Source organism: Prolixibacteraceae bacterium (assembly GCA_019856515.1).
Taxonomy (GTDB): Bacteria; Bacteroidota; Bacteroidia; order Bacteroidales; family Prolixibacteraceae; genus Halosquirtibacter; species Halosquirtibacter xylanolyticus.
Window position 1 is genome coordinate 2,093,592 of record CP082230.1, and the last position, 18,510, is coordinate 2,112,101.

8 protein-coding genes and 2 riboswitches are annotated in these 18,510 nt (G+C 38.4%); of the genes, 2 read left to right on the top strand and 6 right to left on the bottom strand.

Features of this window, described 5'->3' with window-relative positions; all coding sequences use genetic code 11:
• Nucleotides 1-18: 18 nt before the first annotated feature.
• Nucleotides 19-2,466, bottom strand: coding sequence for a T9SS type A sorting domain-containing protein (locus K5X82_07495; protein QZT38734.1), 2,448 nt, complete (start codon nt 2,464-2,466; stop codon nt 19-21).
• A gap of 237 nt (nt 2,467-2,703) precedes the next feature.
• A riboswitch (cobalamin riboswitch) is annotated at nt 2,704-2,920 on the bottom strand.
• A gap of 367 nt (nt 2,921-3,287) precedes the next feature.
• Nucleotides 3,288-3,501: riboswitch (cobalamin riboswitch) on the top strand.
• A 189-nt stretch (nt 3,502-3,690) separates the two neighbouring features.
• Between K5X82_07495 and K5X82_07500 the strand changes: the two genes are divergently transcribed.
• Together K5X82_07500 and K5X82_07505 are read left to right on the top strand one after the other, a co-directional pair.
• Nucleotides 3,691-11,388 carry a DUF4465 domain-containing protein gene (locus tag K5X82_07500; GenBank protein ID QZT38735.1) on the top strand — a complete coding sequence of 2,566 codons (7,698 nt, stop codon included), beginning with the start codon at nt 3,691-3,693 and terminating at the stop codon, nt 11,386-11,388.
• A gap of 232 nt (nt 11,389-11,620) precedes the next feature.
• On the top strand, nt 11,621-12,784 hold the full coding sequence (locus tag K5X82_07505) for a cellulase family glycosylhydrolase (GenBank protein QZT38736.1): 1,164 nt from the start codon (nt 11,621-11,623) through the stop codon (nt 12,782-12,784).
• 81 nt (nt 12,785-12,865) lie between these two features.
• Here K5X82_07505 and K5X82_07510 read toward each other — a convergent pair whose 3' ends face one another.
• The 5 genes from K5X82_07510 to K5X82_07530 form a co-directional block, all read right to left on the bottom strand.
• Nucleotides 12,866-14,053: a hypothetical protein gene (locus K5X82_07510; protein ID QZT38737.1), complete on the bottom strand. Its 1,188-nt coding sequence runs from the start codon at nt 14,051-14,053 to the stop codon at nt 12,866-12,868.
• 4 nt (nt 14,054-14,057) lie between these two features.
• A complete protein-coding gene (locus tag K5X82_07515) occupies nt 14,058-14,426 on the bottom strand; it encodes a GntR family transcriptional regulator (GenBank protein QZT38738.1) in 369 nt (122 codons plus the stop codon).
• 2 nt (nt 14,427-14,428) lie between these two features.
• Nucleotides 14,429-14,806: a hypothetical protein gene (locus tag K5X82_07520; protein ID QZT38739.1), complete on the bottom strand. Its 378-nt coding sequence runs from the start codon at nt 14,804-14,806 to the stop codon at nt 14,429-14,431.
• A gap of 416 nt (nt 14,807-15,222) precedes the next feature.
• Nucleotides 15,223-16,074, bottom strand: a complete 852-nt coding sequence (locus tag K5X82_07525; protein ID QZT38740.1) for an ABC transporter ATP-binding protein — start codon at nt 16,072-16,074, stop codon at nt 15,223-15,225.
• A gap of 956 nt (nt 16,075-17,030) precedes the next feature.
• A complete protein-coding gene (locus K5X82_07530; GenBank protein QZT38741.1) occupies nt 17,031-18,467 on the bottom strand; it encodes a monomeric [FeFe] hydrogenase in 1,437 nt (478 codons plus the stop codon).
• Nucleotides 18,468-18,510 lie beyond the last annotated feature (43 nt).

Here is an 18,510-nt window from a genome sequence, read left to right on the forward strand (position 1 = left end):
AGCCCCGATATATAAAAACTATTTCTTAATAAACTTCAATGTCTCTTTCGTACCATTCTCTTCCACAACTAAGAAGTAGATACCACTTGGAACTTGCTGCATTGAGATCACTTGATCACTGTTATAATTATGGATTCTTCCAATAGCGCCACCCACACTACTATAAACAGTTATCTCAGCATGAGAAACACCATGTACCCTTACCTCCTCAACAGTAGGATTAGGATAAACATAAATTGAAGCTGTTGCTTTTTCGATTACTGGAGTACTTTTATTCGGTGTTACCTTTATTACAAAATCTCTTGTAATTTCACGGTTCTCAGCCCATGTACAGCTAATAGTTACCTCCCCATCTTTAACACCAGTCAACAGACCTGCATCATCAATCGTTGCAATACTATTGTCATCACTACTCCACTCCAATATTTGGTTCGTATTAGGAACCCCTTGACTTAGTACATATGCCTCAAATTGAAACTTCTGACCAACAAACACCACCCCTTTATTCTGGATAGGATAGGCACCAACATTCTCAGGCTGGTTACTTACAATACAGTCCGTCACACCCACAATTGAGGGATCAGACTTAGTCGCACATATACCTGAAACTTCAGTAGACACTTCACCCAATGCTGCTCCATGTTGTAGAACTCCATTATAGACACATACGAAATCTATCTGATCTAATACAACATGATTACCACTCTTATCATAAGCCCAATTTATATCAAATGCATCCCCTCCAAAACCTTCTTGAACTCCGAAAGTATATGGGTTATCGGGGATATAAGCCTTGTTTGACAACTTATTAAAAGGAGTATTATCCGCATAACCATAGTCAAAAGATGCATTCACAACATAAGATTTAATAGAGGTACGTGATTTCAAACGTGTTCCTTTTAACGTATATTGATCTTGAGATATATCTGGAAAATTCTTAGCTTCGGGATAATGATTTTGCTTATGAAACATAACCATATATTTAACAACCCCTGACTCTCCATCAGATGTGACATAAGGGATATCAGCTAATCCTTCAGGATTGGTATAAGTAACTGAGTAGTCCCTCTTTGTTGTATTCAAATAGTGATCACTCCCACGTAATTCATACCATGTATCATCCGCTACACCGTTACCATTTTCATCTTTCATGACTTTAACAATACCAGGCTCAGAACTTCCAGAGAATGGATTTCCAATAATTGTAAAATCCACACCATAAGGGTTATCCTTATGATTCAATATTGGGCTATCAAATCCATAGACGATATACCCACCCCATGCTCCTAGTGTAACCAGACGTCGTCCAAAAGGATTAACAACACGATTACCTAAAGTAAGCTCAGCAATACTTTTTAGACCAAAACTGGAGGTGTTCACAAACTGTCCTGGTGCAGGACAATACTCGATTAACTTCGTTGGATAATTAGGTTCAAAACTATCTAAAATACTACGCTTCAACATCCTATCATCATCACTTTTCGCCACACAAACAGGGGTAGAACCAAAAGATGAAACCCACAGTGAATTTGTACCGTTGTATGAAGTTGATGAAAGTGTTGTAAACCATGTTCCTGCATTTGCCTCCATTATCTTCTGATATTTAGAAGGTGATGAATAATCATATCGAACAACGCTACATTGTTCACTATAACTATTTACATTCCAATATAGAACATCATCACTATCAAAAACACAATCATACATGCCATGATCCAAATTTGCCAAAGAGATACCATCTTCAATTCCTAATACTTTCTGTGAGTTCGTTGAGATGTCCGAATACTCCCACATATATAGACCAAAGTCGTTATTTGAAAGATCATATGATCCACAAACAATGGCACCATTTGATGAAATAGCCAAACCACATGAATTACCTGGAATCTCAATTACTTTCTTAGGAGCAGCACTGCCATCTAACGGTAACATCCAGATACTATTTGTATCATCAATGCCATTCCAATCAGAATAACCCAATCCAGATATAAACATCTTATCCTCATAAATCTCAAGATCAAAGTTACATGCTAACTTTGCGATTTGAGTCCATTCTCCGGTAGAAATATCCACTTTATAGATATAGTCTTCTTGATTTCCATAAACAGTAAAACCTAAATAAACAGAGTTATTCGAAGAACTATATTTCAAAAACGAGGGATAAGAAGCTTGTGCCTCTAAAACATCACTTTGAAAGGAGATTGTACCATCTGAGATCAATGACCCGATCACCTTTCCATCTTTAAATGTATAGACATGATCCTCGACAACAGCATACACTGAAGATACGTTATCCAGAGTTTGTAATGAACGGTAGCCATTAAAAAAACGATAGGAACTATTCGCCTCTGTAGGGACAATATTCTCTCTTTGCCCTTGAAGTTTCTCAATAAGCTGAAAACGATTTTGTGCTTGTAGGTTAGTGACAAGCATCAGTAAGAATACGAAAGCGTATATTTTTTTCATCGCTCAATTATAAAAATGATTTTAGAGCAATAAGCAATGAAATCCCTACAACATACCTACCCATGTGAGATAAATATACATTTACCAAACCATTGTAGACATGTTATTGAAATGTATGCCTTTGCTACTTAATAATTAAAAATCTATTTTCTACAGTAGCAATGACCTGACTGAAGTGCGCGCGCCAACGTAATTCATTGTGAAGTACTGATCCTCCGCCTGTTCTCCGCAGACTGTAGAAATCTTTATTACAATGGCAGGTCTTCTGACTTATCCCAATCACTAGAACCTTCCCATTCCAAAATAGAACAGTGGTCTGTCTCTAGCAATCTTGATCGATATCTAAATCGAACAGGATTCACAGCAGCGGGAACTGTTACCGATTCTAACGGTATTCCCTTTTAATTCTCAGGTAATAAATTACCATCGAGAAACCAATGATGACACAAATGTATAAAAAGTTATCTGACAAATTAACTTTTATTATCATGGATTTAATAAATCAACAAAATATATTCTATCACTTAACATTAAACCATAAATTCAAAATGAAGTACAACTCGACTCATAAAGTCACTAGCACAAAACAACTTATATCAGCCCCACATTACCTCTTCTCATATAATTTACAATCAATGAAGAGGCATATTGTATATAACCCAACAAAGGCATCTAAAATAAATCAATCCCAAAACGACGAACACCCTCAATAATAGGATATAGAGGTCCTATTTAATATTACATCATGAAAATACTGTAAAATAGAGACATTCATCATACTGTATAAGTGCAACAATTTTATACATTTGTACACATTATTACAAAAAACACAATTAGTAGGTATCATCATTAGCTCTATCTCGATAGAGTTATACTGATTTAAAATGGGAATCTAGTGTAAATCTAGAACAGTACCCGCTGCTGTAATGCTATGTTTAAAACAAAATAACAATAACCCCACTGGGAGAGATCTTGGGAAGGGAATATTTTGTGAGTAGCTAAGTCAGAAGACCTGCCACTATTGGTAAAATGCATTTATAAACACCTTCGGGAGCTAGGGTGATCGCATTAGGGCAGGTACTATTTTAAATCATTATTCGAAGACCTCTTTCTATTATTATAGAAGAGAGACGACTATTGCATGGTGACCGACTTTCCCTATTATTGAATAAGATCACTCCTTCCTCTCAAAGGATAAATCAACATAGTTCTTATTCAAAAATCATGAAAAAAAACCTACTTTTATTACTCACCCTCCTAAGCATCTCTTTGAGTAGCTATGCACAAGAGTATCTAGAGAGTTTTGAAGACCCCAACTGTTTAACCCAAAACAATTGGACCCTCATCCATGGAGGAGGAGACTCCCAATGGGAGATTGACTCTAATGGACATACTGGAGATCATGCCATATCAATTAATTCATCAAGAGTTACCAATGATGACTTCTTGGTCTGCCCTTTGGTAGAAGTAAAGGAAGGCAGTACCTTCTCTTTTTGGGCAAAAAGTCAATACAGCTTTTCAAAAGAGAGTTTTACTGTCTATATCACAGAAGCATCCCCTAGCAGGTCAAACTTCAAGACAATCCTAGAAGAGGTAAACGCCGTTCCTCAGAACTATCAAGAATACACCTACTCCTTGGATTCATATATAGGCAAACAGGTCTACCTTACAATTCACGCTACATCAGCAAACAACTACAAGCTATTTATTGATGATGTAACACTTCCCCAAAAGCATATCCCTAAAGTTGCCCCAAACACACCAGAGCTCACACTTCCTGTCCATGAACAAACAGAGATAGATATAACGACAGAACTCAAATGGAACAAAGTCCCTTTTACAGGGAACTATTTGGTCTCACTAGGAACAACTACAGAGGCAAATAATATTTTTGATAATAAAGAGGTTACTGCCTCACAATTAAAAATAAAAGATCTAGACTACAATCAACAATACTATTGGAAAGTTACGGCTAAAAACAGCTATGGTAGTAGCCCAGAATCAACCACGCTGACCTTCACCACCATGGATGATCCGACTGTAACGCTATTTCCTTGGAAAGAAGCGTTTGAGTCCAAGAAATTCCCTCCTCTAGGGTGGAGAACGATCAATATAGACAAGGATGCAAAACAGTGGATAAGAAACTTATTTTCTGGAGTATCAAACTCCAAATGTGCAAGTATCAATGGATATTCACTTTCTGACGACTGGTTGATCTCACCCCCTCTTCAACTCCCTAACTCTGCCCTGCTGAAGTATGCAGCAAAAACTTACGGCAGTCAGATAGAAGTAGCTATCTCTACATCGGGCAATGAACCTGAAGAGTTCGAAATAATTCATACCCAAAAGACCACAGGAACATACCAAGATTACCTATTAGATCTGTCAAAATATCAAGGACAGAGAGTATTTATCGCATTCCATCACAAGGCAAACCAAGCTCTTGACTTGGATGATATCTCGATCAAAACAGGAACCCCCGTCCAGTTAAATGAGATAAACTACAGTTCTCCTGTAAATTCATCCATGGCAAGAGGAAGTATAGACCAACTGCTCACAAGAATTGACCTCGATCTAACAGGAGAAGTAGGAACGGTACCACTTGAGACTCTTCAACTGAAAGTCACTCCCAATAAAGCGGTGAAGAAGCTAAAGATATTCCACACAAGATCCGACCAGTTTAAGGATCAAACACTATGGAAAGAGCATATCATTACTGAAGATAACCAGCAACAAATCACATTTGACCAGCAACTAGAGAAAGGCAAAAACTATTTATGGGTCACTGCGGACATCCATCAAGAGTTGGCCTTTGGAACTGAAATTCAAGCGATCCCGTTTAGTGTGGAAGTGGACAAAACAGAATATCTGTTTGAAAACAACGCAAGCTACAAGGCAAGGCAAGTGATGAATATGGTCCACCTCACTTCTGGTAACAAGATTATCAGCGTAGACAAATCTCTATCCTTCTTTGATGATGGTGGAGTAGACCAGAACTATAGCGAAAACTTTGAAGGCACAGTCACTTTCCAACCTAAACACAAAGAAAAGATCATCGCCATCGAATTCAATCAGTTCGATATATTCAACACATCGAGTACAGGTAAGAACGACCTCTTTGAAGTATATAAAGGAGCCTCTAAGGACCCTAAAAATCTTATTGGAACATACTCTAAGATGCCTCCAATTATTGAGTCAGAGAGCTTAGGTGGAGCATTAACCATATATTTCAAAGTAAAAACTTCACTACCAAGATCAGGATGGGAAGCAACTGTTAAAGAGGTGACTGCACAAACAATGACGGTGGCTTCGATCAAAGGGATAGCTCCAGAAAACAAGCTATTCAAACCGGCAGACAACAACGTGCTCCTAACAGGAATACATGTTATAACCAGCCATACGGCATCACCACTTCATCTTACCTCTATACCATTCAAACTAGCCGATAATAAAGTCCTAGACAACATATCTCGACTCTATCTTGTTACTTCAGGAGTAAAAAAGAGTCCTCTAAACATTGCACCTATTTCGACCATTGAACTCACAAGCCAAACGGGTCAGATAGATGTAGATATTCCTCTCTCTTCAGGCGATAACTACTTTTGGATTCTTGCTGACATCAAACCAACTGCCAAGAACAATGAGAAGTTCTCACTGTCACTAACAGAACTTAACTTTAGAACAATCCAATCCCCATTAACACTACATGAAGAGTTTGATATTTCGACAGACTTTACAATGCCTGAATCGGGTTCACACACCGTGAATGTCGGAACTGAAAGTATCCGTTTTACCGACAGTGGAAAAGATAAAAAGCACAAGGCAGATGACAACACGACAGTAACCTTTGTACCTAAAAATGCAGGCGAGAAAGTTAGAATCTCCTTTAAAGACTTTGATCTGAACTATAGTAGTAGTGCATATTACGGAACGAAATCCGTTTTTGTAATCTACGACGGAGCAACAAAGACCACTCCTCTTTTCACCTTAAGTAGTCTCAATAGAACTACAGGGCCAGAAAAAGCCATCACCTCCACTAGCGATGACGGCTCTCTAACCGTACACTTTATTGCAAAAACACGAAGTAGTTCCTATACCAAAGAGGGGTGGGACGCCATCGTTCAATCTGTAAAAGATGAACCCATCCATGCAGAAAAAGTGATACAGCATAACCTAAATCCTACCCAAATAGGAATAGGACAAGAATCTATGCCAGTAGTTAAAGCGTTGGTTAAAACAACGGGATTAAAGTCGAATCCAGCGTCAGGCAATATCACATGGAACTTGAACTACGATGTCTCCACACTAAAGAACATTAAAAAGGTTCACCTCTACTATCTTGCAAACAGAGACAACTTTGAAGAGGCCACCCTGATCCATAGCTATACGACAGATCATATTGAAACCTTCCAATCCAACCAAGAGCTGGCAGAAGGCAACAACTACTTCTGGTTTACCTTCGATATCGACTCCAGTGCGGAAGACAATCAACCGCTCCATGTAAAAATAGATCAAGTTACTATTGCATCAGAATCAATAGGGATCGAAGGCAATGATAATTTTGCTCAGACCATCCTTAAAAGGTTTATCAACTTCTCATCCACTATAGACACCTATACTGTCGGCGAGAAACCAACACAATTCTTCGATGACGGAGGAGAGACAGGTAATTATAGTCAAGCATTAGACCATCAGATTACCTTTATCCCGGAACAAGAGAGCCAATCCGTAAGAGTCGACTGGAATGAAATAGATCTAGACGACTATGGGTTTGATAAAATAAAGGTATACAACGGCAAGAATGCCACCGAAGAAGATCTGCTGTCCACCTATGAGAGTAAGGTGAACACCCCTCATATCGATAAGGCGATGAATAAAGATGGGGCACTAACCATACATTTCAAATCAACAACCTATGCGACGCCTAAAAGTGGATGGCGTGCCATAGTAAAAACATACACCCCTACGCCGATTACATTCCATAGTGCACAAACGACACCAGCACCGAATCGTTTCGTAAAAAAGGGAGAAGAGAACTATGTTGTTCTTCACTCTGCTTTAAACTTTAGAGGAGAAAAAGATACGGAGACCATCACAGACGTGACAGGTAATATCGGCAATACTACAACCTCAACAGATATTGTAAAATCAAAGCTATGGGCATCCCATAATCAACCAGACTTAAGTCAAGCAAAACTTATTGGAGAATCTACCATTGATAGTAACACTGGTGAATTTCACTTCGATACCAATATCGACATCGACAGAGAATCCGATATACATCTATGGCTCACTTATGATCTGGCTGCCACAGCCGAAATCGGTCATCATATTGATGCCAATTTCACCGAAGTAGGGTTAAAGAGTAGCACCATCACACCTACAGCCCATACAGCTCAAATAAACACGATTGAGAGTGGAATGCATGGAAACTACACCGTAGGAAACTTAGGCGATTACAACACCCTTAACGAGGCACTAAACGCATTGAAAACAAAAGGAATAGATGGTGCAACAACATTCAATATAAAAGAGGGTAAATACAGTGAGGTCATCACTATTCCTTCGATTCAAGGTGCATCAAAAATCAACACCCTTCTTATTCAATCAGAAGCAGAGGATGCAACCAAAGTGACATTCATAAATGAAACGGCATCAGAGGATATCAAGAGCTTATTTATCGTGCATCACAGCAAATATGTGACCATAAAGCATCTCTCTTTTGAATCTTCAAATACAGCCTTAGATCAACTCGTACTTATCGATGATAATAGCCAACATATCACATTCGACAACTGTCGATTTAAAGCACCTATTGCCACCTCATATCGTAATGACATCAACTTACTCAAGACCAAAGCGGAAGATGTAGCAAATAAGAATAACGACCATCTACAATTCACATCTAACCACTTTGAAGGAGGATATATTGCACTAAACATTGGTGGCACTGGATATGTAAGACTTCCCAAACAGAGAGATTGTCTTATTGAGAAGAACCACTTCTTGAATCAGGGATCTAAATCCATCTATTGTAACAACCAAGTAGATGTGATAATCAAATCGAACCATATCGAAAATACCAAGAGTACTAAATCAGGATTCCAAGGAATGGATATCTATCGTGCCAAAGGGCAGGTGGTAATATTCAATAATACCGTGGATCTTCAATTAGATAAAAATGGCTATGGTTTTGAAGTAAGAGAGTCTGAAGGAACCATAGAAAGCCCCATATTGGTATACAACAACATGATTGCTATCAATGCCAAAACAGGCAAAAGTTATGGGATGAACATCACACGACAATCCAGATACATAGACATCGCTTACAACACAGTAAACATCTATGGAACCAACGATAGCGGAGTAGGCATTGGATCGATAGGTAGAAGAGAAGGTGACTATCCTCTGGCACAGACCTATCGTTACAACAATATCATCTCTCTTATTGGACAATCCATGTCCTTCAAGAAGATCGTTACGGCAGACCAAGTTCAGGTCGTGAAGAACAATCTGAATGCATCTAATGGGGTACAAATAGGAGATGACAAATACGAGGAGATCACAGCGATAAATAACCTCACTGCATTTACAGGCAACATAAAATCACCAGCTGCGTTTATCTCAGAGACAGACCTTCACCTGACACACCAAACAGAGCTAAACAGAGGTGAGGTTGTAGACTATATTCTAACGGATATCGATGGAGACAAACGAACAGTACCATACACTCTAGGAGCGGATCAATTTATCGAGATATCTCAAACAGCGCCAGTGATTAGAGAGGGATATCCAAAAGTCATTTCAGAATCCCATAACGAACTCACTGTCGAGATCGTTTCAGACAAAGCAGGTACAGCATATGGTTACATCTATCAAGATAAAACGGCTTCTCTAACCCCGGAGCAGATCATGGCACAAGCCACCACCAATGCATCGATCTTCACAAAAGGGCTCGCCGCCAACAAAACCAGCCAAATTGTAGTTGAAAAACTTAAGCCAAACACGAACTACATCATCGATGTAGTGGTTGTAGATCTTCAGAATAAAGCTTCCGAATTGAAGCAAATAGAGGCACATACACCATATGCACCAACATCGATAGCCGACTTTGAAAATATCTCCATGCAAGATGACAAGATCATTTCAGGAACAGTAGAAGCGACCAATGTCACCATCAAAGAGGAATCTAAAGGCACCCATGGTCACATTGCGGAAGTAGAAGCCAACGAGACAGCCCACTTCCTATTCAACAATACTGATAAAGGAATAACTGTTCAAGGTTTCTACATCCAGAGCAATGCTTCTACAATCATGACCATCTATAGTGGTACAACACCTACTATTGTCACGATACCTTCCACCGAGGAGAAATGGAGCTATATCTCCCTACTCGAATATGACAATATTACCGCTTTTGATATCGAAGCACAAACAACAAAACTATCGATAGATGACATCCACCAATCTCCTGCTCCCCTAACGGTTGAAGAGATTACAACATCCAGAATAACAAAAGGGGAGGTAGCACATGTCACAGTGAACGTTTCTGGAGGACATACCCCATACACCGTCGAATATAACGGGATCGCACAAACCAATCGAACAGGACTATTCGAATACGATCTCACTTTGGATAACTCTAATGAAATATTCTTTACAGTCAAAGACCAAGAGAAAACAACGGCTGTTACATCATGTATTATCGAGGTAACAGCACCTCTTGGAACCATGGACTTCGAGTCTTTCGACCTAAAAGAGAACGACTTCTGGAGAGGACGAATGATAAATGGAGTAGTAGACACCAAGCTGTTTGAGAGTGGCTTTGGCGCAAAGTCATATTTCAATAAAGCATACTTCACATGGACAGGGCTGAATGTGTCCAACAAAATAGATAAAGAGGTTGCTGGAGGGTTAATGAACCAACACACCGCCATCACTGGTGTAGGAGCAGACAACTCTACCAATTACGGGGTCATCTATGCCTTCTCAAAAGAGGCAATCGAAGTGTCAGGACAACCAGAAGGAGCTGTCATCACAGGGATGTATGTGACCAACAATACCTATGCCGTTACTTCCATGAAGCAGGGAGATGCCATCGCAAAAAAATTCGGTGGAGCAGATGGAACGGATCAAGACTGGTTCAAATTGGTAGCCATAGGGTATGACTCACAGAATAACAAAACAGGGGAGACGGAGTTCTACCTTGCAGATTTCCGTTCTAACATCTCATCTAAAGACTATATCGTTGAGAGTTGGGAATGGATGGACCTATCTACTTTGGGAAAAGTGAATAGAATCGAATTCAAGATGATCTCTAGCGATGTGAATAAAGTGGGACAAGCCAACACCCCAGCTTACTTCTGTTTCGACAACTTTAACGGCTCTAGTCCTTCCGATCAAGGCCCTATATTAAAGAAAGAACTGCCAAGCATCCTATTTAAAACCGATCAGTACATATTGGATTTAAAAGAGTATTTCGAAGACCCTGATGGAGACAACCTCTCTTTTGAAATTGAGAATCTCGACAGATCAATTACATATGAGATAGACAATGGCATATTGACACTAAGAAAAAGTGTAAAATCGACCACACCTTCACTGTTCAATATTATTGCAAAGAGTCTTCAAAAGCACATATCGGTACCAGTAAATATCGAACTAACCACAGGTATATCATCAAGAGATATTGCAACAACAGTTAAGATCGGACCAAATCCAACAAGGGACTATCTATATATAGAGAGTACTTCAATGATAGACAAGGTTCAGGTCTTCAACTTACATGGACAGTCCCTACTGCACAAGGAACCAAACAAAGATAAGGATCAAATAGATTTCTCAACGTGGGAAAGAGGAGTCTACATCATATTTGTTCATCATGGCAGAAAAACATTCAAACAAAAGGTCGTACTAAACTAATAGACTAAGTGTAGAAAGAAAGAATACCATTTCACTTTTAAGGTATAGTAAACCGATTATGGGGGATTACATTTAATCATGTGATCCCCCATTTTGTTGTAAAACACTTCTAAAACATCCTCTTTACATAAACAAAATACTATTGGAATCACTAAATTGGGACGACACATATTCTATTCATGGTATGATAGTAAAAAGTTATACCATAACACACTAAACCAAATAATAGAAAATGAAAACGAACTCAAAACTAATAGTTGCCATCTGCATCATTGCCATTCTGGCTGGATGGAAATTTAATGACACAAACAACACGATCAAAGAATCCCCCAAGACAACAGGAGAAACAGCACACAGATGGAGTATTGAAAAAGCCAATGATTGGCAACAGAAGTACGATTGGCTTGTCGGTGCCAACTATATTCCCTCCACAGCCATGAATCAACTTGAGATGTGGCAACAAGCATCTTTCGATCCCAAGCGTATAGACCAAGAGCTCCAATGGGCAAACGAAATTGGATTCAACACCATGAGAGTGTTTCTTCATAACCTAGCATGGGAAGTGGACAACACGGGTTTCATAGAGAGGATGGAGACTTTCCTACAGATCGCCGACAAACATCATATTAAAATCATGTTTGTTCTTCTAGACGACGTATGGAACCCGAACCCCAAGTTAGGGACACAACCTTCTCCCACACCTCATGTGCATAACGCTGGATGGGTACAAAGCCCAGGAAAAAGCATCTTATCAAACAAAAGCCAATGGGGAAGAGTTAAGGATTATGTACAGGGAGTAATGTCACATTTCAAAGATGACAAACGAGTGATCATTTGGGATCTATACAACGAACCGGGCAATCCAAACCAAGATAGTTATGGCGATATCGAAGTGCCAAATAAGGACAAGCACTCTCTCGCACTACTTAAAAACGTGACCCAATGGGCTAGAGAAGTCAATGCTACTCAACCATTGACAATCGATATATGGAGAGCAATCCATACGCCTATAGAGAAGATGAATGACATCGATCAATTTGCATATAATCACTCCGACATTATCAGTTTCCACTGCTATGCAGAGGCAGCTTCTACAGAGAAAATGGTCAAAGAGCTCTCTAAATCAGGACGTCCACTCCTATGTACCGAATATATGGCACGCCCCGTTGGATCAACCTTTGAGGATATTCTACCTATCTTCAAGAAATACCATATTGCAGCCTACAACTGGGGGTTTGTTTCTGGAAAATCCCAAACCATCTATCCGTGGAGATCTTGGAAGAAACCATTAATCAAAGAGCCAGATTTGTGGTTTCATGATATTTTAAAGGAAAATGGGACTCCTTATAAAAAAGAAGAAGTCAAATTCATTAAAAGTTTGATTCAAAAAAACTGATATAAGTACTTACAAAAGGGGAGGGTACATTAATGTAACACTCCCCTGAATTCTAAATATAAAACGTATTCCTTAGAACAATCATAAAGCTTTTAATGTCATAAATACCAATTGTTTATTGTGCTCATCAGTCTTTTTTACAAGCTCTTTTATCTCTTGACTAAATACTGATTTTACATTACGATAGTGGGTCCATGTTGTTGTAATTAAAATATTATCTTTTACACCAATAAACTCCGATACAAATGGAAGGTTTTTACCTGTATCTTTCATGTCTAAGTAAATAAAATCTCCATGCTTTTTTATAAACCGTCTTCTGTCGTAAGAATTTCTCCTAATATATCTACGTATTTCCAGTAATTGTAACTGATTACTTTCCATAAAAGAACTAAACATATAACCATTACGGTTATCATCGGAGATGCCTATTGCCCCAAAGTTAAAGCGATATTTATTATTCACTTTGTCATTGGACATATCATAAGAGAAGATGCAATCATACCCGAAATCTCCTGTAATTATTCTATGGTGACTATTTTGTGATACCTGTAACGGTGTTCTGTAATCTCGGCGGTTGCTCTTATTAACCGTCGTAATATGACTTACTTTCAGTGCAGGTGTCATCTTAATCATTGCATTTCCTATTTTATTTTGAAGCTTTTCAACCGGCTGTGTCCCAGTTGTAACAGCATAAATATCTCCAGCATTAACAAAGATTTTCTTCAAATTAATAGGTAACTGCTTTTTGACCTTTAATGCTCCTTTAGGTGTGAAATAAAATAAATAACAGTCTGAAAGAACCACCAATTCATTACGAACGTTATCAAATACAACACTCTTTATGAGACCAAATTTTACGCCATCATTGAATCTACATATCCTGCGAACAAACTTGCCTTCGGCGGTAAAAACGATAACATAAGGTGCCATTGCATTATATGCATAGATATAGTCAGTAGTAATGGTGTATTGTGTTTGGCCATCTAATCGACTTTGGGGAGTGCGCTCCAGGTCGATGATTTTGTAGCTTTCTACTTTCTCATGTAAAGGAACAGGTTTTTGTTTTAGTAACGAGTCAACATCAATTACATCTAAAGCAGGTTCATTTACATAAGCAATTTTAGCATGTTCAATATCTAACATGGCCATTTCTTCTTTGGAAATACCACGGAATTCATTCTTTAAGAATTTTGGAAGTAGAAATAGTAGAACTACAAAAACAAAGGTGAAAATCCCATACCCCACTATTAGTTTATTACTTTTTTTCATCGGTTTAATTCTTTTTGTTTTGATATTCAGAATAATATTTCACTACATCCTCAAAAGAAATGGCACAACGCTCCATGCGCAGAAAGAATTGATCTAACTCTTTCTGATAGAATTCATCTCGCATTCTAGCCTGAATCACTGTTCTTGCTTCTTCTGAAACGAAGTAACCAATGCCTCGCTTGTTATACAAAACTTTACGTTCAACAAGCTCAGAGAACGCATTAGCGATGGTATTCGGATTTACCTCTACATCAACAGCAAATTGACGAACAGATGGAATACGATTATTTGGTAACCACACACCATCGATAACATTTTCTTCGATCATATCACATATCTGAAGATAGATGGGTTTATTATTATCAAACTGCATAATCAACGTACCTCCATATCTTTAATTTTATAGTAGATAACAAAGTATAACCCAATGTTGTATATTATCATCCAAAGTGAGATCACAGGATACAACCATGTAGTGGAATACGAATAAGTAGATGGAACCTTAAAGAGTTTAAAAATATAGAAGTCAAGAAACTCACGCATTACCATACTAAATGTGCTGTCTGTTACCAATGCAATGATATTGGGAACCATAATGATCAAACATACGATTCCAAATAATAAGGCTGTCGTTTTTAGAAAGGCATTGTATCTAAACACCAAACTACCTAGCAGATATTTCACATGAATAGAAAAATAGAGTGCTAACAATAGTGGAAGTGTATAATATATACCTTCTAAAAAGGGCAACATGTCTTTTTGTATTATATACGGGGCAAGAAAGAGCTTATAACACAGTAAATAAAAACAAAAAGAAATCGTTTGTATCACACTACACACCAATAAAGAGTTTATTACAGAAACTATCAGTCTTTCAATATTATTGATAGGAATACTTAAATAATGAACTGCTTGATTTGGTGTAGAGAACCATGAAAACCTTGTGGAAGATAAAGAAGCAACTCCCATTATCCATATTATAGCAAATTGAACAAATAAAAAAAGTGAAAGACTGTTAGCATTAATTGATATCTTAGTAATTAAGTATATGACCATTAAACCAAGAAAGCTAGCTGTAAGTATAAGTACTCCCAGAAATAACTTCTTTTTATTTTGTTGAAAATCTAGTCGTAACGCGTGTAGAATACGTTTAAAGCTTAAGGTTTGTTTCATGATCTCATAAGTTTAATTAATTCTTCTTTTTGATCTGAGTTGATTGCACTATAAAAAAACTCCAAATCAATTGGCTCTGAAACTGATGTCTCTAAAGCAGGTTCTATGCATTGAATACCGCCCAAACCTTGCATCATAAATAGAGGTGTCTGCTCCATCAACTCCTTGGTTCTGTAGTGCTTAAAATGGAACATCTTCTCAAGTTCTTCTAATGAATGGTTACAACACACTTCACCATCCTTTAGAATAATGATAGGGTCCATCAGATGCATTAAATCTCTCACCTGATGGGTTGAAATGACCATCAGTCGATCTTCACTTATTTCCATCGTTATCAACTGACGGAAAGTTGTTTTAGATGTAACATCCAACCCATTGGTTGGCTCATCCATCAATAGCACTTCACACTCTGTTGCTAGTGCAAAAGAGATCATAAATTTCTTCTTCTGTCCATAAGAGAAAGCCTTAGAATTTCGACCGAGCTCTCCTTCTAACCCAAACTGTTTGATATAAGACTCAAACTTCGAATGATTAAAATTCGGATAAAAAACACTATACAGCTCGACATACCTCTTCAACGTTAAATCTGGAAGCCATATGTCTTCTGGTAAATAGTAAACATTTGAAAGAAACTCTGGAGTTCTCTCTGAAGGGTGCCAATCATTTACTAACACCTCTCCCTTCTGTGGAGTAATAAAACCTCCTATCATTTTCAATAAAGTAGACTTCCCTTCCCCATTTCCTCCTAGCAAACCATAGATGTTTCCTCTCTCTAAAACGGTATTCATCTGATAGAATAACATCTCCTTGGATCTGTACTGAAAACAGACATTTTTCACGTGTATCATATCTAGTGTATTAGTTAAGTAGTACACTAAAGTAGTACACTAAAGTAGTACACTAAAGTAGTATATTTACATCTATTCACAAAACAAATAGACACTACTATTTCAAATATAACCTCAAACAAACCACTCAACAAACTATTAAACAACATATTAGACACACTACAACTATATTAATATTTTTAAATACATATAAACAAAATAGCATATAATTATGATTAGAGAACTGTATTAGTTATCTATATCACTCTACTTCTAACCTCTATTTTATCTCTTTGTACCCCCTAATCAGACACCTTAAAGTGACCTTATTCGACTCTCCTTCGTGTTTCCTTCGTACCACCTTCGACTATTGGTCACATATTACTTATCCATTGTGCATATATTGGTGATGGTTTTGTCACTACAAATGTGAAGGAGGTGTGACGGATATATGAACAATATGTGACCAATATATGAACAATAGTCGAAGGTGGTACGAAGGAAGGGCGAAGGAGAGTCGGAGGAGGTACGTATTTGAGAGTTGTGAGAGAAGGATTGGACAGAAGTGATATTGGTTTGAAATATCAGTTCAATATGTTGGATATCGTGGGGCGAAATGATGGTATTATGAGGCAAAGATTGGGCTTCAGATGAAAAGGAATAGTTGATCCTGTAGTAAATTCATTTACAATCCTTTCGCCAACCATTTACGATCTTTGGGCGATCCTTTTACATGATCTTATTTCAATATTATTCGAGGGGGATAAATTATACTTTGGTGGGGGATATTTTGGAGTATGCAGTATTTGGAGGATCATAAAAAAAGAGACGCCTTATGCTACTGCACTGGGCGCCTCTTAAAGGATATAATATATAGATGTATTACCCTATGGATATATGTAGAATAGGTTGTTTTGTTTCAATGGCTTTATACCATGCTAAACATAGCAACCTCTCCATAAGGATCTGAATTTACTTTAGTCTGTGTAACACTGTTTGATAGAAGCATCCAACTGCTTACGGCCTTTGGTTACATCTACATTTGCAGATGGTCCACCAACACAACCGCCTTCACAAGCCATTACTTCGATGAAGTTTGCTGTCGCTTTTCCTTTCGCAAATGTTTTCAATAGCGCCATCGACTTTTTGTTGATACCGTTGATCTTCATTTCGTTGACATCGACTTTGATATCGCGAGCTAACACCGCAGCAGCGACACCTCCAGATTGTCCATAATTACGACTCTCTCTATCGATACGTTCAAGGTTGATAGGCTCCTGATCAGACACTCTTACTTCGAAACCATCGAAGAATGCATCGATCTCTTCAAAGGTCATGATAAAGTCAATATTAGGATCCTGTTGTGCCTCTTTACGTTTTGCGATACATGGTCCGATGAAGACTAGCTTAGCATCAGGATAACGCTCTTTTGCGATTTCAGCGGCATAATACATTGGTGATTTCGTATGGGATACGAATGGCTTCACTCCTGGCATATGCTTCTCTACGGCTTGCACGTAACTTGGGCAACAAGAGGTGGTCATGAAAAGCTGTCCCTCCTCCAGTTTTTCTTGGAGCTCTACCGACTCATTATTGGTTGTAATGGTAGCACCTTCAGCAACCTCAACCACATCATGGAACCCTAATTTCTTAAGTGCAGGTACAATCTTGCTCATTGGCTCTCTGTACTGCCCCATAATCGAAGGTGCAGGAAGAGCAATGATTTTCTCCCCTTTCTCCATCGCACCGAAAACATCTACAATATGAGACATTTCGAAGATAGAACCAAAAGGGCAAGCATTAACACATTTACCACAGTAGATACACTTATCATCATCGATACGTTCGTTACCGTTTTCATCTTTTGTGATGGCCCCTACAGGACACGACTCTTCACATGGAACGGGAACGTAAACGATAGAGTGGTAAGGACATGCCTTTTGACATATTCCACAGTTGACACACTTCTCATGGTCGATCTCTGCTTGGCCATTACGGTTGAAGTGGATGGCACTTTTAGGGCAGTTCATATAGCAAGGACTTGCGACACACCCTTTACAAAGATTGGTCACTACATAATTCACCTTCACACAGTTACTACATGCTTCGTCTACTACGGTCAGAATCTTCTTTGAAGGTTCTTCTCTTTGGCAAGCCTGGTCTACTAACTGCGATAGGGTAATCAACTCATCATCCTCGTCATTAGGAACAAAACCTAATAGAGGAAAGGTCTTATATCGTGCAATAGCACGCTCTTTAAAGATACAGCACCTGCGTTGCGCTTCCATATTACGGGGTGCCATTTCTAAAGGAAGACGATCAATTGTTTTAGCCAGTTCTTTCTGTCTAATAAGTTGCGCCAGTCTAGCGATCAGCTGACGCCTGATAATCATAGTGTTATTAACTAGAGCCATTCAAAACTAATTGGTAATCATTAAATACAGTGCAAAGTTAAAC